This is a genomic window from Promicromonospora sp. NPDC050880, from assembly GCF_044456525.1.
In the GTDB taxonomy this organism is placed as follows: Bacteria; Actinomycetota; Actinomycetes; order Actinomycetales; family Cellulomonadaceae; genus Promicromonospora.
In genome coordinates this window covers 182,534-201,696 of the sequence record NZ_JBITFV010000004.1, presented here as the reverse complement: position 1 = coordinate 201,696, position 19,163 = coordinate 182,534, and the positions used below count along the sequence as shown (strand labels likewise).

Genomic DNA, 19,163 nt, shown 5'->3' with positions numbered 1-19,163 from the left:
AAAGACGTCGGCAGTGTGCGCCGAGGCCGGCGGTGTGAAAGACGTCGGCAGTGTGCGCCGAGATCGGCACCTTCCTGCGGAGTCGGCACCTTCCTGCGAGGTCGGCAGTTTGCCTCGAGGTCGGTACAGGCCTGTGCCGACCTCGAGGCAAACTGCCGAGTTCGCGGTACAAACTGCCGACCTCGAGGCAAACTGCCGAGTCTGCGGCGCAAACTGCCGACCTCGAGCCCATGACTGCCGCCGCAGCGTGCACGACCGCCGCCGCAGCGTGCACGGTCAGCACCATCCATGTACTCCCCCGGAAACCTGCGCTATTGTCAGCCCGGAAAGCGCATTCCCGGACTGCGCGACAGTCCGCGGACGAACACCGACGATGGAGTCCCGCCCGTGACCACACTTCGCATCGCCATGAACGGCGTCACCGGCCGCATGGGGTACCGCCAGCACCTCGTGCGCTCGATCCTGCCGATCCGCGACCAGGGCGGCGTCACGCTCGCCGACGGTTCGCGCGTCCAGGTCGAGCCCGTGCTGGTGGGCCGCAACGCGGACAAGCTCAAGGAGCTCGCGTCCAAGCACGACGTCGAGCACTGGACCACCGACGTCGACGCGGCCATCAAGGACGCCGACATCGTGTTCGACGCCGCGATGACCAACCTGCGCGCCGCGACGCTGACCAAGGCGATGCAGCAGGGCAAGCACGTCTTCACCGAGAAGCCGACGGCGGAGACCCTCGCCGAGGCCATCGACCTCGCGCGGCTGCAGGCCGAGACCGGCGTGACCGTCGGCGTCGTGCACGACAAGCTGTACCTGCCGGGCCTGGTGAAGCTGCGCCGCCTGGTGGACGAGGGCTTCTTCGGCCGCATCCTGTCGCTGCGCGGCGAGTTCGGCTACTGGGTGTTCGAGGGCGACTCGCAGCCCGCCCAGCGCCCCTCGTGGAACTACCGCGCCGAGGACGGCGGCGGCATCACCACCGACATGTTCTGCCACTGGAACTACGTGCTGGAGGGCATCCTCGGTCAGGTCAAGACCGTGACCGCGAAGACCGCCACGCACATCCCGACCCGCTGGGACGAGCAGGGCCGCGAGTACGCCGCCACGGCCGACGACGCCGCGTACGGCATCTTCGACGTCACCACCCCGGGCGGGGACGACGTCGTGGCGCAGATCAACTCGTCGTGGGCCGTGCGGGTGTTCCGCGACGAGCTGGTCGAGTTCCAGGTGGACGGCACGCACGGCTCCGCCGTAGCCGGCCTGCGCGAGTGCCGCGCCCAGCACCGCGCGCACACCCCCAAGCCGGTCTGGAACCCGGACCTGCCGGTCACCGAGCCGTTCCGCGACCAGTGGCTCGACGTCCCCGCGAACGCCGACCTCGACAACGGCTTCAAGCTGCAGTGGGAGGAGTTCCTGCGCGACGTCGTGGCCGGGCGCCCGCACCGCTACGACCTGCTCTCGGCCGCGCGCGGCGTGCAGCTCGCGGAGCTGGGCCTGCGGTCGTCGGCGGAGGGCCGCCGCATCGACATCCCGGAGATCACCCTGTGAGCGGGGTCGCCGTCGTCCTCCCCCTGTTCGACGCCGAGGGCCGGGTCACCGGCTCCGAGGCCGTCGAGCTGAACGCCCCCGGCCCGTGGACGACGCCGTCGGGCCCGATCACGTCCCGCATCGCCTTCGCGGCCGCCCACGTGGTGCCACAGGTCGGTGCGGAGAACGTGCCGGGCGCACCCGCCGTCGTCGACTGGGACGCGACCCTCGCCTACCGGCACCGCATCTGGGAGCACGGGCTCGGCGTGGCCGACGCCATGGACACCGCCCAGCGCGGCATGGGCCTGGACTGGGCGGCGACGCAGGAGCTCGTCCGGCGCTCGGCAGCCGAGGCGGCGTCCGTGGGCGCGCGCGTCGCGTGCGGTGCGGGCACGGATCAGCTCGACCCGGCGGTCGTCGCAGCGCTCGAACCCGGTGACGCCGGCCTGGCCGTCGTCACCGAGGCCTACCGCGAGCAGGTGCACGTGGTGCAGGACGCCGGGGCGCAGGTCATCGTGATGGCGTCCCGCGCGCTGGCCCAGGTCGCCCGCGGCCCCGAGGACTACGCCCGCGTGTACGACGCCGTGCTGGCCGAGGCCGACCAGCCGGTGATCCTGCACTGGCTTGGCACCATGTTCGACCCGGCGCTGGCGGGCTACTGGGGCTCGGACTCCGTGGACGACGCCACCGCGACGTTCCTCGACCTGATCCGCGCGCACCAGGCACGGGTCGACGGCGTCAAGGTCTCGCTGCTCGACGCCGCCCACGAGGTGGGCCTGCGCCGGGCGCTGGCGGCGCTGCCGGCGTCGGACGACGGCGCGCGGCCCCGCCTGTACACCGGAGACGACTTCAACTACCCGGAGCTCATCGCGGGCGACGAGCAGGGCCACTCGGACGCGCTGCTCGGCATCTTCGCCGCGATCTACCCGGCGGCCTCCACGGCCCTGCAGGCGTTCGACGCCGGGGACGCCGAGGGCGGCCACAGGATCCTGGCGTCGACCGAGGCACTGGGGCGGCACATCTTCGCCGCGCCGACGTACTACTACAAGACCGGCATCGCGTTCCTGTCCTGGCTGAACGGGTTCCAGTCCGGGTTCTCGCTGGTGGGCGGCCTGCACTCCGGCCGGTCGGTGCGGCACCTGGTCGAGCTGGCCCGCCTGGCCGACGGCTGCGGCATGCTGCTCGACCCGCCCCTGGCCGCCGCGCGGCTGCGGGCATTCCTCGCGACGAACGGGGTGACCGCATGAGCCGGGCATCACTGAACACCGCCACCGTCAAGCACGCCTCGCTGGCCGAGGCGTGCGAGGCGGCGGCCTCGGCGGGCTTCGGCGCCGTCGGGCCGTGGCGCGACGTGGTGCAGGCAGTCGGTGCGCCGCAGGCGGCGCGCATCATCGCGGACGCCGGGTTGCGCGCGTCGTCCCTGTGTCGCGGCGGGTTCCTCACCGCGGCGGACGACGCCGGCATCCGCGCCGCGCTCGACGACAACAAGCTGGCGATCGAGGAGGCCGCGACGATCGGCACCGCCGAGCTGGTCTTCGTCGTCGGTGGGCTCGTGGGCTCGACGCCGGGCGGCGCCCCGACGCCGGACGTGGACCGCGACCTCGTGGCGACGCGCGGCCGGGTGGCCGACCGCATCGCCGACCTGGTGCCGTTCGCCGCGGAGCACGGCGTGCGGATCGTGCTGGAGCCGCTGCACCCGATCTTCGCCGCCGACCGGGCCGTGATCTCGACGCTGGCGCAGGCGCTGGACCTGGCGGCTCCGTTCGCGCCGTCCGAGGTGGGTGTCGTGGTCGATACCTACCACGTGTGGTGGGACCCGGCGCTACGGCAGTCGATCGCCCGGGCCGGGCGGGAGGACCGCATCGCGTCGTACCAGGTGTGCGACTGGGCACTGCCGCTGGCGGCCGAGCCGCTGAACTCGCGCGCTCACGTGGGCGACGGGTACGTCGACTTCGCGACGATCACCTCGTGGGTGCGTGACGCGGGGTACGTGGGCGACGTCGAGACCGAGATCTTCAACGAGGAGATCTGGGCCCGCCCCGCGGCGGAGACGGCGGCGACCGTCCTGGACCGCTACCAGCAGCACGTGGCCCCGCACCTCTGAGCGGCTCCGGGCGGGGCCGCTGCGATACGGGGGCGTCGGGCCCTCGGGCCTCGGCGCGCCGAGGCCCCAAGGCCTCGCGGCCCGGCGGCCCCGCGGCTCGACCCTGAGACCGGGAGGCGGAGGCCGCGCTGCGGCGTCAGTGAAGGTGCCCCGCGGAGGTGGGTTGCTGTCTGTAGACGTTGTCTACTGTCCGCAACCCACCTCCGCGGGGCACCTTTCCGCCTGGACGAGTCGGCGAGCGGGACGCACCGGCCGAGGCGGGCCGAGAGGACACGCCGAGCAGGTCGGGCAGACCGAGCAGGTCGGGCAGGCCAAGCGGCCGGCCTGGCGGGCCGAGCAGCGGGCCTGGCAGGCAGGCGAACAGCGGACCTGACGGGCAGGCCGCACGGGCGGAGCCGCGTGGCGGGTCTAGCGGGCGGAGCGCAGGGCGAAGCGGCAGGCGCCCCAGACCGCGAACAGGAGCGGGGCGGCCGCGAAGCCCAGGCCGACCGCCGGGCGGGTCGCCACGAGCGACACCACCAGGCCGAGCACGACGAGTGCGCCGGTCGTGAGGTACCAGCGGCGCGCGCCGAGGACGAGGGCAGCCAGGAGTACGTCGCGCAGGCGTGCACCCGGCATCTCCGGCACGGCGGTCAGAGCGAGGACTGCGGTCGCGATCGCACCCACGGCCAGCGTGACCAGCACCGGGATCGCGACCGCACCGGCCGTCCGGCCCCAGAAGAACAGGATGTCGACGGCGGCCACGACGACGGCCCCCGTGGCGAGCGCCCCGATCGCCAGTCCCCGGCGCAGGTGCCGGCGCCAGGCGCGTGCGAAGGTGCGCACCACCGCCGTCGACCCGTCCGCGCTGAAGCTGCCGAACACCGCGAACGCGGCGATCAGGGCCGGGCCGAGCAGGGGTGCCGTGAGGGCCGCGAGCGGCCAGGTCGCGGCGACGTCGGTCGCCACGACCAGGGCCACCAGCGGCAGGCAGGCGACCGCCAGCAGCAGGTTGGTCATGAGGCCCGTGTAGACCGTGCCGAACACCAGCTCGTACGTCTCGGGACCGATCAGGACCCGCCGGCGCCGCGCGGCGGAGCCGGCACCGGCCCGGCCCGCACCCACGGAACCCACGGAACCCACGGAACCCACGGAACCCACGGAACTCATCCCTTCACGCCCGTCGTCGCGATGCCCTGCACGAAGTACCGCTGGCCGAGCAGGAAGATCAGCGCGATCGGCAGCACCGACAGCACGGAGCCCGTCATGATCAGCGCGTGCTCGGCGTTGTACTCGCCGATGAACGACTGCAGGCCGATCTGGATGGTCCACAGCTCGCGGTCGCGCAGGTAGATGAGGGGACCGAGGTAGTCGTTCCACGTCGAGACGAAGGTGATGATCGTCAGCGACGCCAGCGCCGGCACCGACAGCGGCATGATGATGCGCCACCAGATGCCGTACTCGTTGAGCCCGTCGATGCGCGCCGCCTCCGACAACGAGTCGGGGATCGACTCGTAGTACTGCTTCATGAGGAACACCCCGAAGGCGCCGAACGCCTGGAGCAGCATGATCGCCCACAGCGTGTTGTTCAGGCCCCAGCTCGAGAGCATCTGGAACTGCGGGATCATGTAGGACTGCCAGGGCACGGCGATGGTCCCGATGTACAGCAGGAAGAGCGCATCGCGGCCCGGGAAGCGCATCTTGGCGAAGCCGTAGGCGGCGAAGCTCCCGGTGAGCACCTGCAGTGCCGTCACCGCGACCGAGAGGACCAGGGTGTTGCGCACCCAGGTGACCATGTCGGCCTTGACCCAGATGTCGAGGTAGTTGCGCCACTGCACGGGGTCCGGGATCCACTCCACGGGCGCCGTGAACACCTGGTTGTTCTGCTTGAGGGACGAGATCACCATCCAGGCGAACGGGAGCATGATGCCCGCCGCGGCGACGATCATCACCGCGTAGAGCAGCACCCGGCCGGACCTCCGGAGGGCGGACGGGCGGGCGGCCATCATGCCTCCTTCCGCTTGTTGTACAGGAACTGCACCACGGTCACGGTGATGCAGATGAAGAACAGGACGACGGCGACGGCCGAGGCGTAGCCGAACTCGAACTGCTCGAAACCCTTCTGGTAGATGTACTGGCTGAGCACGAGGGTCGCCTGACCCGGGCCGCCGTCGGTCATGACGAGGATCAGGTCGAAGACCTTGAAGCTCTGGATCGTGACCATGACCGTCACGAAGAACATCGTGGGCCGCAGGCAGGGCAGCGTGACGTTCCAGAACCGCTGCCAGGCGTTCGCACCGTCGATCCGCGCGGCCTCGTGCAGCTCACCCGGCACGGTCTGCAGGCCGGCCAGGAACAGGAGCATGTAGTAGCCCATGTCCTTCCAGGTGCCCACGATGATCACCGCGGGCATCGCCCAGTCCTTGGAGACCGTCCAGCCGGGCATCTCACCGCCCACGAACAGGCTCAGGAACTGGTTGATCGGCCCGTACTCGGGGCTGAACAGCATGTTCCACACCACGGCGACCGCGACGATCGACGTGATGTACGGGAAGAAGGCGACCGTGCGGAAGAACGCGGCGCCGCGCAGCTTCTGGTTCAGCAGCAGCGCCAGGCTCAGCGACACGACGATGGTGATCGGGATGTGCAGCGCGGCGTAGTAGAACGTGTTACCGAGCGCGGTGTGGAAGCTCTTGTCGCCGATCAGGCGCTCGAAGTTGTCCAGGCCCACCCACTGGGCGGCGCCGAAGATGTTCCAGCTCGTCAGCGAGATGTAGAAGAGCGTGAGCACCGGCACGAGCGTGAGCACGGCAAAGCCGATGAAGTTCGGCAGGATGAACGTCCAGCCCACCAGCGCGTTGCGTAGCTTGAGCGACGTGCGCGGCTTCCGGAGCGGCGGGCGCCCGGGCTGCGTGAGCCCGAGCGTCCGCCGGTCGTCGGCGACAGGTGTCGCCATCAGCCGACCTCGTTGGCGACGCGCTCCTCGGCCTCCGTGATCGCCTCGTCCACCGGGGTGGACTCGGACATGATCGCCGAGTGCGTCTCGCCCAGGATGGTCTGGATCGCGGCCGTCTGCTGACCCACCGGGTTCTCCGGCAGGGTGTCGTGCGTCGTGTAGGCGAAGCGGGACAGGTCGTCCTGCGGCGTGCCGTCGAGCCCGAAGATCGCGTCGGCCACCGTGTCGTCGATCAGGGCCGGCGTGATGCCGATCCCGGCGAGCGCCGCGGCACCCTCGGGACCCGCGGCGAACCGGAGGAAGTCCTTCGCGGTCTCGACCTTGGACTCGTCGATCGCGGAGCTGATGCCCATCGTGGTCGGGTCACCGAACGTGACGGGGGTGTTCTCCGTGCCGGTCGTGGACTCGTCGAGCTGCGGGATCGGCGCGATGCCCCACTCGAAGGTGTCCGCGGCGCCCGACTCCTGCTCCGCCACCAGCGTGCCGATGTACCAGGAGCCCATCGGCAGCATCGCGGCCTTCTGGGTGCCGAACTGCGACTGGTAGGCCAGCTCGTTCGTGGTCACGGTCGCGTACGACGGCTGTGCGCCGGCGTCCTGCAGCGCGAGCTCGCGCTCGTAGTACGGGGCCAGGAATGAGAAGTCGCCGCCGTCGAGCGAGGCGCCCGGCGTCTGCGCGAGGGCGAAGCCCTGCACGGTGGACTGCCAGCTGTGCAGGTAGGTGCCCGTGACCTCCTTCTCACCGATGCCCTCGGTGAGCTGCTCGGCGGCCTCGGCGTAGTCGTCCCAGGTCCAGGACCCGTCGGGCAGGTCGACGCCGGCCTTCTCGAAGAGGTCCTTGTTGTAGTACAGGAGCCACGAGTCCTGGCGGTACGGCACCGCGTAGGTGGCACCGTCGACCGCCATCTGCTCCAGGCCGCCCGTGGCCGGGTCGAGGTCGGCCGCCACGTCGGAGATGTCGAGGAGCGTGCCGCCCTCCTGGAACGTGATGTAGTTCTTCAGGTTCTTGACGATGAAGACGTCCGGCGCCGCGCCCGCGGACAGGTCCGCGGTGAGGGCCGTGTCGTAGTCGTCACCCGCGGGGTACTCCTTGAGCTCCACGGTGACGTCCGGGTTCGCCTCGTGATAGGCGTCGGCGAGCGTCTGGAACTCCGGCGTGGAGGCGAAGTCCCAGCCGGCCAGGCTGATGGTGACCGGGCCGTCGGCGGCCGCGGGCTCCTCCTGGCTGCCGCACCCGGTGAGGGCCAGCGACGCGACGGCGGCGATGCCGAACGCGCTCGTGATCTTGCGGTTCATTCCTACTCTCCTTCGAGTTCGGTCCTGCGGCGCCCCGGTGAGGGAGTCATCGGGGCGCGGGGTGGGTCAGGGCAGGGTTGCCGTGGTCAGCGCGCCGTCCGGCCAGGTCACGACGGCCTGGCCGGGGGTGAGCTCGAGCCGGGGCGCCGGGTCCTGCGGTCCGGCGGCACCCCGCCCGAGGCGGACGCCGACGCCGGTCCAGCCGGCCGGCAACGGCGTGTACCGGAGCCAGGGGGTGGTGGTCGGCCCGGCGAGCGGCGTGGCGTCGTCGTGCGTGGTCGACCCGCTCACCGGGGCGACGTCACCGAGCAGCGGCACCAGGGTCGAGTCCAGGTCGGGGCCGGCGGCCCAGCCGCCGATGCGGAGCGCCGTCGCCCGGGCGTCGGCCCCGACCGCGACCCGCACCAGCCGAACCTCCCAGGCACCGCGCACGATCGACACGGTGGTGATCTCCCCGGCCGCCGTAGCGGTGCCGGGCCGACCGGACCCGTGGTCGGGTGCGGTGGTGTCCGCGCGAAGCCAGTGCGCGCCGGCCACGGACCCCAGCGCGACGGCCACGGCGGGGCGACCGGGAGCGTCCGGCGGACCGCACTCCACGGGCACGGTCTCGAAGCCCGCCCGGTGGGTGGCCCGGTCGGCTGCGTCGAGCAGCACCACCGACTGGTCCAGCGGCGAGAGCCACGCCTCGGGGTCCAGGAGCGGGGAGGTCGCGGTCGAGTAGCCGAGCCGCGCGTACAGCGGCGAGTCCCCGCCGTCCGTGCCGGGCAGCGCGTGATCGGTGCCGTGGTTGATCACGCGTACGATCCCGTCGTCCTGCGTGGCGCTGACGGCCCAGCCGGGTGCGGCCGCGACGGTGAGCACGTCGCCGACGTCGACCGGGAGCGGCTCGGGCGCCGCCGTCCACACCTCGTGCGTGGCGGGCAGGGCGAGCCCGAGCAGGCCCTTGCTCGCCCAGTACGGCGACCCGGTGCCGCTGTACCGCTGTGCGAGGGGCCGCCAGGGCTGGTGCCAGCCGAGCGTGAGCAGCCCGTCCGGACCGGGCACGTCGTGGTCGGCGAAGTGCCGCACGATGCGGGTGGCCGCCTCCCGAAGCTGACCCGGCCGGCCCACGCCCGCCACGGCACCGGCCCAGAACGGGGCGGCCGCCGCGAAGCGGTAGGTGAGGCTGCGGCCCTGCAGCAGGGGCGCTCCGTCGGCGCCGACCAGCGCGAGCGCGTCGTCCAGGTAGCGCGCCAGGTGCTCCCGGTCCGACGCCGAGCGCACGGCCAGGTCGTCGCCGGCCGCCGCGGCGACGTCGGCCGCGCCGGGCATGCGCGCCCACAGTGCGGGGTACAGGTGCAGGGCCCAGCCCGCGTAGTGGTCGAAGCTGCGCTCCGGGCCGTCCGCGAACCAGCCGCCCGGGCGGCGGAACCGGTCGTGGGCGGCGAGGTCCCGGGCGACGTCGTCCGCGGAGAACGGGCCGCCGACCGACCGCAGGAACGTCTCCACGACGATCCGGAACCAGACCCAGTTGTTGTCGGGGTAGTCGTCGTCGCCCACCACGGACGCGAGGTAGCCGACCACGTGCTCCTGGGCCGACGGTGCCAGCCGGTCCCAGATCCACGGCCGCGTCAGGTCGAGGATCAGCGCCAGCGAGGCGGCCTCGACCTTGGCCTGGCCGTGCTCGTCCGGCCGGGTCCAGCGTTCGGGGTGCGCGGGGTCGGTGCCGGCGGCCAGGCCCGCGGCGTACCGCTCGGCGAGGCCCGTGGGGTCCGCGCCGTCCTCGCCCGCGAGCCGGAAGCCCGCCAGGAGGAACGTGCGTGCGAAGCCCTCCAGCCCGTCCACGGCCGTGCCGTACCCGCCGGGTGTGCCCGGCAGCGTGACGAGCGACCCGCTCGGCGACGCGTAGGGCTCGACGGCCGCCAGCAGCCTGTCGGCGTAGGCGGCGAGCCAGGCGCGCTCCTCGGCGCCGGTGCGGGCGGTCATGCGACGAACTCCATGTCCTCGCGCGTCACGGCGCTGCGGGAGGCCTCGCCCCGGGCGTACCGCTCCAGCTCGTCGAGCGCGGCCGCCGTCATCCGCCGGGTCTCGGTGCCCAGCGAGCCCGCGACGTGCGGCGTGATCATGACGTTCGGCAGGTCGTAGAGCACCGACGACGCGGGCAGCGGCTCCGGGTCGGTGACGTCGAGCATCGCGTAGAGGCGGCCGGTGGAGCACTCGCGCTCCAGCGCCGCGGTGTCGACGACGGCGCCGCGCGCGGTGTTGATCAGCGTGGCGCCGTCGGGCAGCAGGGCAAGCTCCCGTGCGCCGATCAGCTTGCGCGTCGAGGGCAGCTCGGGGGCGTGCAGCGACACGATGTCGGAGGCCGCCAGCAGCTCGTCGAGCGGCACCAGGCGGGCGCCGGCTGCGGCCACCGCGGCCGGGTCGGCGTACGGGTCCGCGACGAGGATCTCGCGGGTCTCGGGTCCGGAGCCCGGCACCGTCAGCCGCGTCACCACCTGCCGGCCCGTCCGGGAGAAGCCGACGATGCCGATCACCCGGTCACGGTTGGACAGGGCACCGTGCTCCTCGAGGTAGGACCAGTCGTCCCGGCGCTTGCGGGCGATGTTCGCGAGGAACGGCGCCTTCTTGCCCGCCATGAGGATCGCGGCCACCGTGAACTCCGCGACGGGCAGCGCGTTCTCCGTCACCGCGTTGGTGACGAGAAGCCCGCGGTCCCACACGGCGTCGGACACCAGCGACCGGACCGAGCCCGCGCAGTGGAGCACGGCCCGCAGGTTCGGGGCGAGGTCGAGCACGCCGGCCGTGATCCGGGGCGCACCCCACGAGGTGACCAGCACCTCGACGTCGGCCAGGCGGGCCCTCGCCTCCGGTGTGTCGTAGGCGGTCACGCGCGCCGGCTCGCCGAGCCTCGCGATCGCACGCAGCCGCGAGTCCTCGTCGGGGCCGAACTGCATACGCAGCGCCCGGTCGTCCATGACGAGCAGGGCCTCAGGTCGCCGCACCACCGCGCTCCTCTCCATCGAGTCCGCGTTCACCTGACCGTTCAGACGAACACTTCCGATCATCAATGATCGGGTGCGCCCATTGAAGCCCACCGGTCCGGCCGTTGGCAAGCCCCTGGCGCACCACCAAGAGTTCTACTACGATCATTTTCGATCATTGGAGACACGCACATGACAGCAGCGTCGCTGCCTGCGCCCGACGTCACGTCCCGCAGCTTCTGGACCGCGCGCCGCGTGGCGGGCACCCTCGCCCCCGCGCTCACCGTGGCCGCCGCCGAGCGCGGCACCCCCTGGCCGCAACCCCTGGCCTCGCAGTACGCCCGGTTCTTCCGCGACGGCGACGGCGACCGCACGGTCTACGAGGCGCACGTCGCCGCGCGCCAGGCCCGCCTGACCCGCGCCACCCTGGCGGCGCTCGTCGAACCGGCGGCAGACCGGCTCGACGAGGTGGTCGACGGCGTGCTGCTGCTGTGCGAGCAGTCGACCTGGTGCTGGGCCGCGCACGACGACACGTTCGACCGCTTCGGCCGGGTCACGCCCACGGTCACGGACCACTACCTGGACCTCGGCGCGGGCGAGGTGGCCGGCCAGCTCGCCTGGGTCGACCACCTGCTCGGGCCCGCGCTCGACGAGCGGGCGCCCGGCGTGCGCTGGCGCATCCGGCAGGAGGCGCAGGCCCGGGTGCTGCGGCCCTTCACCGACCGGCGGGACTGGTGGTGGCTCGGCGTCGACCACCCGATCATGAACTGGAGCCCCTGGATCCAGGGCAACGTGCTGGCCGCGAACCTCGCGCTGGAGGAGGACCCGGACCGCCGCCGGGCCACCACCGCGCTCGTGGCGCAGGGCATCGCCGCGTACTGGGCCACGCTGCCTGCCGACGGCGGGGTGGACGAGGGGTACCACTACTGGTGGCAGGGCGCCGCCCGCGCACTGGAGGCGCAGGACCTGCTGGCGTTCGCCGGGGTGGACCCCGGACCGGCGGCACTGGAGCGCATCCGCGCCACCCTGTCCTTCCCGCACGCGATGCACCTGGGCGGCGACTGGTACGTCAACGTCGCCGACGGCGCCGCCCGGCCCCTCGCGACCTGGCCCTGGAACGTCGTGCACGCCTGGGCGCTGCGGGTGGGCGAGAAGGAGGCGGAGCAGCACGCGGCGTCGTACCGCGGGCGGCCCGGCGGGCTGTTCGACGAGCGCGCCTCGCTGCCTCGCGCCGTCGGCCTGCTGTCGGCGGCCTGGGCGGACGCCCCGGCCACCGCGCCGCCGCTGGTGGGGCGGGCCACGTTCCCGGCCACGGGTGTCGCGGTCGCGCGGACCACGCCGGGTTCGACCCGCGGGCTCGTGGTGTCGGTCAAGGGCGGGCACAACGACGAGAACCACAACCACGTCGACGTGGGCTCGGTGATCGTGGCGCTCGACGGCGTCCCGGTGGTCGTCGACGCCGGCAAGCCCACCTACCGCGCGGGGACGTTCGGACCGGACCGCTACGACCTGTGGGCGGTCCGGGGCGACTGGCACAACGTGCCGCGGGTGCGCGGCGTGGAGCAGCCCCCGGGCCCCGAGTACGCCGCGACCGCCTTCGAGGTGTCGGACGCCGCGAGCTCCGGGGGCCCGGCCACCGGCGGCCCGGGCTCCAGCACCGCGGGCGACGTCGAACGTGAGGTCCGTCGCGTTGTCGGCCCCCATGACGCGACGGACCCTGCGTTCGACGTCGGCACAGCCGGTGTGCCGGCCGGCCGGGCAGCCGGCTGGCAGGCGCGGGTCGAGCTGGCCGGGGTCTATCCCGTGGCCGGGCTGGAGCAGTGGTGGCGGGCGGTGACGCTGGACCCGGCCGCCGAGTGCGTGACCGTCGAGGACTCCTGGCGGTTCGCCGACGAGGTGCTCGCGCCACCGGTCGGGCCGACGGCGTGGCACTGGATGCTCGCGGGCGACGTCCACCTCACCCCCGGCCGCGCGGTCGTCCGGTTCACGCCGGACGACACACCCCCGGATGCCACGCCCCCGGCCGCCATGCGCCCGGGCGGCACTCCCCCGACCGGCGCCACCCGCACCACCCGCACCACCGGCGCCACCGGCGACGCAGCAGGGCACCCGGCCGCCGACGACACCGGCACGCCACCCCGCCGCGCACTCGCGGTCACGTGGGATCCTCGGGCCGTCGACGCCGCGCTCGACGTGCGCACGCTGGACGACCCCGAGCTGTCCGCCGTCTGGGGTGAACACCTGACCCGGTTGCGGCTCACGGCGCGCGCAGAGGCGCCGTCGGGCACGTTCCGGGTCACCATGAGACCCACCGGGTCCGGACCGCAGGAGGATGCATGACGCAGCAGGAAGCGCCGCTGCCGAGCGAGCGTCGGGAGCGCCTGATCGCGCGCGTGCGGGAGACGGGGTCGGCGCGCGTGAGCGACCTGTCGCGGTGGCTCGGCGTGACCCCCGTGACCGTGCGGCGGGACCTGACGCTGCTCGTGGCCGAGGGCGCGCTGGAGAAGGTGCACGGCGGCGCCCGGATCCCCGCCCGCGGAACCAGCGCGGGCACCAGCGCGGGCACCAGCGCAGGGACCGGCGCCGGCACCGGCCTGGGCGCGCGCACCGGGGCGGGCACGGGTGTCCCCCTGCCGGAGGGGATGCTCGCGGAGGACGACGGGCGGCCGACCATCGGCATGGTCGTGCCGTCGCTCGACTACTACTGGCCCGAGGTGATCCGCGGTGCGCGCGCGGCCGCGCACGGCACCGCGCGGCTGATCCTGCGGGGCGGGTCGTACGACGTCGAGCAGATCCGCCACCAGCTCTCGGCGCTCGTCGGCGACGACGACGCCCCGGGGGTCGACGGCCTGCTCGTGGCGCCGCCCGTGGACGGGCCCGACGCCACGCGGCTCGGTGACTGGCTCGCCGGCCTGAACCTGCCCGTCGTGCTGATGGAGCGCCGCCTGGCGGCGGGCCCGTACCGCGAGCCGCTGGAGTCGGTCGCCACGGACCATGCGCTCGGCGCGGGGACGGCGGCGCGCCACATCGCGGAGCGCGGCCACCGGAGGGTGGGCCTGGTGACGTCGCGGACCAGCCCGCACTCGGCCGCCGTGCGCCGCGGGTTCCTCGCGGTGACGGACGGGCTCGACCTCGACGTCGTGCTGGACGTGGAGACGGTGCCGCTGTCCGACCCCGGCTGGGCGGAGGATGCCGCGTCCGTGCTGGACCGGTGCGCGGACACGGGCGTGACGGCGCTCCTGGTGCACTCCGACCGGGAGGCGATCTCGCTGGTGGAGCAGGCCCGCGAACGGGGTGTGCGGGTGCCCGCGGACCTCGCCGTGATCGCCTACGACGACGAGGTGGCGGGCCTGGCCGACCCGCCCCTCACCGCCGTGAGCCCGCCCAAGACGGCGATCGGTGCGGGCGCGGTGGAGCTGCTGACCCGGCGGCTCGCCGACGCCGACCGCCCGGTGCACCGGATCGAGCTGAACCCCCGGTTGATCGTGCGGGCGTCGAGCGCCGGTCAGCCCGCCGGCTCGGGCTCGTAGCGGCGCAGGTCCGTGCTCGCGCGCACCACGTCGCGCAGCACGGTCAGGTCGGCGGTGCCCGGCAGGGCGCCCACGGCGCGGGCCTGCACCAGCACGTTCCCGAGCGCGGTCGCCTCGACCGGCCCGGCGACCACCGGCAGCCCGGTGGCCCGGGCGGTGAGGCGGCACAGCAGCTCGTTCCGTGAGCCGCCGCCCACCACGTGCACGGTGTCGACGACCACGCCGGCCAGGGACGACGCGGCGGAGACGGCCCGCGCGGTGGAGTCCGCGAGGCTGTCGAGCACCACGCGCACCAGCGCCGCCCGCGTACCGGGCAGCTCGACGCCGCGGCGGGCGACGGCATCCGACACGCGGCGCGGCATGTCGCCCGGGGCGAGGAACTCGCCGCCGTCCACGTCGACCAGGCAGCGGGCGCCGGGTTCGGCGGCCGCCTCCGCCAGCAGGGCGGGCAGGTCGACGGGCGCGCCGTCGTCCTGGGTCCAGGCACGGACGCACTCGTCGAGCACCCACAGGCCCATGACGTTGTGCAGGTAGCGCACGGTGCCGTCCAGGCCGAGCTCGTTGGTGAAGTTCGCCGCGCGGCTCGCCGCGGTGAGCACGGGCGCCGGCAGCTCCAGGCCGACCAGCGACCACGTGCCCGACGAGACGTACGCGCCCCGCGCCCCGAGCGGCGTCGCCGCCACGGCGGACGCCGTGTCGTGCGAGGCGACCGCGAGCACCGGCACCTCGCCGAGCCCGGTCGCCTCCCGGACGCCGGGCACCAGGTGCCCGACGACGGTGCCCGGCTCCACGAGCTCCGGCAGCCGGTCCCGGAGTCCGGCGAGCGCCGGGTACTCCGCCGCGAGCCGGTCCAGGAGCCCCGCCGACCAGGTGCGGGAGGTCGCGTCGAGCAGCCCGGTGGTGGACGCGTTGGTCACCTCCGCGACGTGACGGCCCGTGAGCCAGGACGTGATCAGGTCGGGTACCAGCAGCAGGTGCCGCGCACGGGCCCACTCGTCGCCGTCCTGACCGGCGACGAGCTGGAACTCCGTCGTGAACGGCAGGTGCTGAAGCCCGTTGACGGCGTAGTGGTCGGCGAAGGGGATCCTCCGGTACACGTCCTCGGGCACGGGACCGGTGCGCGGGTCGCGGTAGCTGAACGGGTCCGCCACCAGCCCGCCGGACGCGTCGAGGAACGCGTGGTCCACGGCCCACGCGTCCACGCCGATGCCCCGGATCGTGACGCCCCGCTCCCGCGCGAGGTCACCCGCGGACCGCAGCCCGCCGAGCACCCCGCGCCAGAGCGCCCGCACGTCCCACCGCAGCGCACCGTGCTCGTCCGGCCGCGGGCCGTTGGCGAACCGGCCGCACTCGACGAGCTCGACCCGGGGACCGCCGTCCGCGGCGGGGGTGCGCGCGGACCCGTGCAGCACCCCCAGCATGACCCGGCCGCTCGTCGCGCCCAGGTCGACGGCGATGAAGCCGGGGCTCCCGCCCGCGGGCGCGGTCCCGGTCACCGGAGGAACGCCGCGGCCACGCCCGCGTCGACGGGCACGTGCAGCCCGGTCGTGTGCGAGAAGTCGGAGGTGCACAGCGCGAACACGGCGTTCGCGACGTGCTCCGGCAGCACCTCGCGCTTGAGCAGGGTGCGCTGGGCGTAGAACTCGCCGAGCTTCTCCTCGGGCACGCCATACACGGCGGCACGGTTGGCGCCCCAGCCGGAGGCGAAGATGCCCGACCCGCGCACCACCCCGTCGGGGTTCACGCCGTTCACGCGGACCCCGTACTCGCCGAGCTCGGCGGCCAGGAGCCGCACCTGGTGCGCCTGGTCGGCCTTGGTGGCGGAGTAGGCGATGTTGTTGGGCCCCGCGAACACGGAGTTCTTCGAGGAGATGTAGACGATGTCGCCGCCCATGCCCTGGTCGACGAGCACCCGTGCCGCTTCACGTGAGACCAGGAACGATCCCTTGGCCATGACGTCGTGCTGCAGGTCCCAGTCGGCCTCCGTGGTCTCCAGCAGCGACCGGGACAGGGACAGCCCGGCGTTGTTCACCACGAGGTCGACGCCGCCGAACGCGAGCACGGCCTCCCGCACCGCGGCCCGCACGTCCGCCTCGGACGACACGTCCGCGGCCACGCCCACCGCGACGTCGGCCGGACCGAGCTCGGCCGCCGCCGCGGCTGCCTTCCCGGCGTCCAGGTCCGCGACCACCACGCACGCGCCCTCGGCGGCCAGCCGGGCCGCGATCGCCCGGCCGATGCCCGACGCCGCCCCGGTCACCAGGGCGACCCGCGTCGCCAGCGGCTTGGGGGCGGGCATGCGCCGCAGCTTGGCCTCCTCCAGGGCCCAGTACTCGATGCGGAACTTCTCCGGCTCCGGGATCGGCGTGTAGGTGGAGATCGTCTCGGCGCCGCGCATCACGTTGATCGCGTTGACGTAGAACTCGCCGGCCACGCGCGCCGTCTGCTTGGTGCGCCCGTAGGAGAACATGCCCACGCCCGGTACCAGCACGATCGCCGGGTCCGCGCCGCGCATCGCCGGTGGCTCCTCGCCCCGCGAGCGCGCAGCGGACGCACCGCGCTCGTAGTAGGCGGCGTAGTCCGCGCGGTACGCCGCGTGGGCGGTCCGCAGCGCGGAGACGGTCTCCTCGACCGACGCCGTCGTCGGGACGTCGACCACCAGCGGCTTCACCTTCGTCCGCAGGAAGTGGTCGGGGCACGACGTGCCCAGCTCGGCCAGCGGCACGAGCCGCTCGCGGGCCAGCAGGTCGAGCACCACGTCGGAGTCGGTGAAGTGCCCCACCTGCGGCGCGTCGGTGCTGGCCAGGCCGCGGATCACGGGGGCGAGCGCAGCCGCACGGGCCCGGCGCTCGTCGTCGGGCAGGGCCTCGAAGCCGGGGCGGACGGGGCCGAACGGGTGCCTGGCCCCGGTCGCCGGGGCCGCCGCGCGGGACGCGATGAACTCCTCGGCCCGCCGGATGATCTCCAGCGACCGCGCCTCGCACTCCTCGCTGGTGTCCCCCCAGGCGGTGATGCCGTGCCCGCCCAGGACGCAGCCGATGGCCTGCGGGTTCGCCGCCTTGATCGCCGCGATGTCCAGGCCGAGCTGGAAGCCGGGGCGGCGCCACGGTACCCACACGACCTGGTCGCCGAAGATCTCGCGAGTGAGCGCCTCGCCGTCGGCCGCCGTCGCCACGGCGATACCCGCGTCGGGGTGCAGGTGGTCCACGTGCGCGGCGTCGACCAGGCCGTGCATGGCGGTGTCGATCGACGGTGCCGCGCCGCCCTTGCCGTGCAGGCAGTAGTCGAACGCGGCGACCATCTCGTCCTCGCGGTCCAGGCCCGGGTACACGTCCGCCAGCGCCCGCACCCGGTCCAGCCGCAGCACGGCCAGCCCCTCCGGCCGCAGCGTCCCCAGGTCGCCGCCCGAACCCTTGACCCAGAGCAGCTCCACGGGCTCACCCGTGACCGGGTCCGTGGCGGTGCCCTTCGCGGAGGTGTTGCCGCCCGCGTAGTTGGTGACCCGCGGGTCGGAGCCCAGCCGGTTCGACCGGCTCACCAGGTCCTGCACGACGTCGTTCATGCTCCCCATCCAGCCTGCGCGCCACCGACGCGCTCGCTCGCGATCTGCTCGGCGTAGCCCGACGCCGCGAAGGCCGCGGTCGGGTTCGGGTCCAGGCCCATCTGCTCGCGCACCTGCGCGACCAGCGGCCGGACGTCGGTGTCGTAGGCGTCCATGAGCACGGCGTGCGCCCCCAGCACGTCGCCGGCCCGCTGGGCGGCGGCGAGCGCCTCGGCGTCCACGAGCAGCGCCTTCGCCGTGGCCTCCTGGACGTTCATGACCGACCGGATCTGGGCGGGGATCTTCGGCTCGATGTTGTGGCACTGGTCGAGCATGAAGTTCACCCCGCTGTCGGGGGCGTGCGCCCCGGCCTGCACGATCTCGTGCATGATCCGGAAGAGCTGGAACGGGTCCGCGGCGCCGACCATGAGGTCGTCGTCCGCGTAGAAGCGGCTGTTGAAGTCGAAGGCGCCGAGGCGGCCCTGGCGCAGGAGCTGCGCCACGATGAACTCGATGTTGGTGCCGGGCGCGTGGTGGCCCGTGTCGAGCACCACCTTGGCCCGGTCACCCAGCGCCAGGACGTGCAGCAGGGACGTGCCCCAGTCCGGTACGTCGGTCACGTAGAAGGCCGGCTCGAAGAACTTGTACTCCAGCACCATGTGCTGGTCGTCGTCGAGCGCGGCGTAGATCTCGGCCAGCGACTGTGCGATCCGGTCCTGGCGGGCGCGGATGGAGTCCTGGCCGGGGTAGTTGAGTCCGTCCGACAGCCAGACCTTGAGGTCCTTGGAACCCGTGGCCCGCATGACGTCGATGCACTGCTTGTGGTGGTCCACGGCCTTGGCCCGGACCCGGGGGTCCGGGTGGGCCAGGGAGCCGAGCATGAAGTCGTCGTCCTGGAAGACGTTCGAGTTGATCATGCCGATCCGCACGCCCAGGTCCTCGGCGTGCCGGGCCAGTGCACCGAAGTCGTCGACGAGGTCCCACGGGATGTGCAGGCTGACCCGCGGGGCGACACCGGTGTACCGGTGCACCTGGGCGGCGTCGGCCAGCTTCTCGAACGGGTCGCGCGGCACGCCGGGCTGGCCGAAGACCTTGAACCGGGTGCCGGAGTTGCCGAACGCCCAGGACGGGAGCTCGATGGTCTGCTGCTGCAGCGCCGCCTGGGCCGCCGCGATCTGATCCGTGCCCACCACGGGTGATCCTTCCTTGTCGCGCCTCGTCACGCACCGGCGGTCGCGCATCCTCGCGACGGCCGCCTCGAACCGGTGCCGATCCGA

14 protein-coding genes are annotated in these 19,163 nt (G+C 73.4%); 5 read left to right on the top strand and 9 right to left on the bottom strand.

Features of this window, described 5'->3' with window-relative positions; all coding sequences use genetic code 11:
* Positions 1 to 408 precede the first annotated feature (408 nt).
* The 3 genes from ACIBBF_RS09985 to ACIBBF_RS09975 are packed head-to-tail and all read left to right on the top strand — an operon-like array spanning position 409 to position 3,622.
* A complete protein-coding gene (locus tag ACIBBF_RS09985; protein WP_397413057.1) occupies positions 409 to 1,539 on the top strand; it encodes a Gfo/Idh/MocA family protein in 1,131 nt (376 codons plus the stop codon).
* Entirely contained in the window at positions 1,536 to 2,765 is a 1,230-nt protein-coding gene (locus ACIBBF_RS09980; protein ID WP_397412923.1) for a dihydrodipicolinate synthase family protein, read from the top strand. Before ACIBBF_RS09985 ends, ACIBBF_RS09980 begins: the two co-directional genes overlap by 4 nt.
* Positions 2,762 to 3,622: a sugar phosphate isomerase/epimerase family protein gene (locus tag ACIBBF_RS09975; RefSeq protein WP_397412922.1), complete on the top strand. Its 861-nt coding sequence runs from the start codon at positions 2,762 to 2,764 to the stop codon at positions 3,620 to 3,622. The genes ACIBBF_RS09980 and ACIBBF_RS09975 overlap by 4 nt, the downstream gene beginning before the upstream one ends.
* Before the next feature lie 408 nt (positions 3,623 to 4,030).
* Here ACIBBF_RS09975 and ACIBBF_RS09970 read toward each other — a convergent pair whose 3' ends face one another.
* The 6 genes from ACIBBF_RS09970 to ACIBBF_RS09945 all read right to left on the bottom strand — a co-directional run bounded on the left by ACIBBF_RS09970 (position 4,031) and on the right by ACIBBF_RS09945 (position 10,836).
* Positions 4,031 to 4,762 (bottom strand): ferredoxin-NADPH reductase, encoded by a 732-nt coding sequence (locus ACIBBF_RS09970; protein WP_397412921.1) that lies wholly within the window; start codon positions 4,760 to 4,762, stop codon positions 4,031 to 4,033.
* A 5-nt stretch (positions 4,763 to 4,767) separates the two neighbouring features.
* Complete coding sequence (locus ACIBBF_RS09965; protein ID WP_397412920.1) at positions 4,768 to 5,607, bottom strand: carbohydrate ABC transporter permease; 840 nt, start codon at positions 5,605 to 5,607, stop codon at positions 4,768 to 4,770.
* Positions 5,607 to 6,557 carry a carbohydrate ABC transporter permease gene (locus ACIBBF_RS09960; RefSeq protein WP_397412919.1) on the bottom strand — a complete coding sequence of 317 codons (951 nt, stop codon included), beginning with the start codon at positions 6,555 to 6,557 and terminating at the stop codon, positions 5,607 to 5,609. The genes ACIBBF_RS09965 and ACIBBF_RS09960 overlap by 1 nt, the downstream gene beginning before the upstream one ends.
* Positions 6,557 to 7,852 carry an ABC transporter substrate-binding protein gene (locus tag ACIBBF_RS09955; protein ID WP_397412918.1) on the bottom strand — a complete coding sequence of 432 codons (1,296 nt, stop codon included), beginning with the start codon at positions 7,850 to 7,852 and terminating at the stop codon, positions 6,557 to 6,559. The genes ACIBBF_RS09960 and ACIBBF_RS09955 overlap by 1 nt, the downstream gene beginning before the upstream one ends.
* Positions 7,853 to 7,918: 66 nt before the next feature.
* The gene (locus ACIBBF_RS09950) at positions 7,919 to 9,817 is read right to left on the bottom strand and encodes a DUF2264 domain-containing protein (RefSeq protein WP_397412917.1); all 1,899 of its coding nucleotides are present in this window, start codon (positions 9,815 to 9,817) and stop codon (positions 7,919 to 7,921) included.
* A complete protein-coding gene (locus ACIBBF_RS09945) occupies positions 9,814 to 10,836 on the bottom strand; it encodes a hydroxyacid dehydrogenase (RefSeq protein ID WP_397412916.1) in 1,023 nt (340 codons plus the stop codon). The genes ACIBBF_RS09950 and ACIBBF_RS09945 overlap by 4 nt, the downstream gene beginning before the upstream one ends.
* A 171-nt stretch (positions 10,837 to 11,007) precedes the next feature.
* Between ACIBBF_RS09945 and ACIBBF_RS09940 the strand changes: the two genes are divergently transcribed.
* Positions 11,008 to 13,155 carry a hypothetical protein gene (locus tag ACIBBF_RS09940; RefSeq protein WP_397412915.1) on the top strand — a complete coding sequence of 716 codons (2,148 nt, stop codon included), beginning with the start codon at positions 11,008 to 11,010 and terminating at the stop codon, positions 13,153 to 13,155.
* Complete coding sequence (locus tag ACIBBF_RS09935; RefSeq protein WP_397412914.1) at positions 13,152 to 14,345, top strand: substrate-binding domain-containing protein; 1,194 nt, start codon at positions 13,152 to 13,154, stop codon at positions 14,343 to 14,345. The genes ACIBBF_RS09940 and ACIBBF_RS09935 overlap by 4 nt, the downstream gene beginning before the upstream one ends.
* Here the strand turns inward: ACIBBF_RS09935 and ACIBBF_RS09930 are convergent.
* Genes ACIBBF_RS09930 through rhaI form a run of 3 tightly spaced genes read right to left on the bottom strand, consistent with a single transcriptional unit; the run spans position 14,321 to position 19,076 of the window.
* Positions 14,321 to 15,841: a rhamnulokinase family protein gene (locus tag ACIBBF_RS09930; RefSeq protein WP_397412913.1), complete on the bottom strand. Its 1,521-nt coding sequence runs from the start codon at positions 15,839 to 15,841 to the stop codon at positions 14,321 to 14,323. The two genes, ACIBBF_RS09935 and ACIBBF_RS09930, sit on opposite strands and share 25 nt — an antisense overlap.
* Positions 15,838 to 17,907, bottom strand: a complete 2,070-nt coding sequence (locus ACIBBF_RS09925) for a bifunctional aldolase/short-chain dehydrogenase (RefSeq protein ID WP_397412912.1) — start codon at positions 17,905 to 17,907, stop codon at positions 15,838 to 15,840. The genes ACIBBF_RS09930 and ACIBBF_RS09925 overlap by 4 nt, the downstream gene beginning before the upstream one ends.
* Positions 17,904 to 19,076: an L-rhamnose isomerase gene (rhaI, locus tag ACIBBF_RS09920; RefSeq protein ID WP_397413056.1), complete on the bottom strand. Its 1,173-nt coding sequence runs from the start codon at positions 19,074 to 19,076 to the stop codon at positions 17,904 to 17,906. The genes ACIBBF_RS09925 and rhaI overlap by 4 nt, the downstream gene beginning before the upstream one ends.
* Between the last annotated feature and the right edge of the window lie 87 nt (positions 19,077 to 19,163).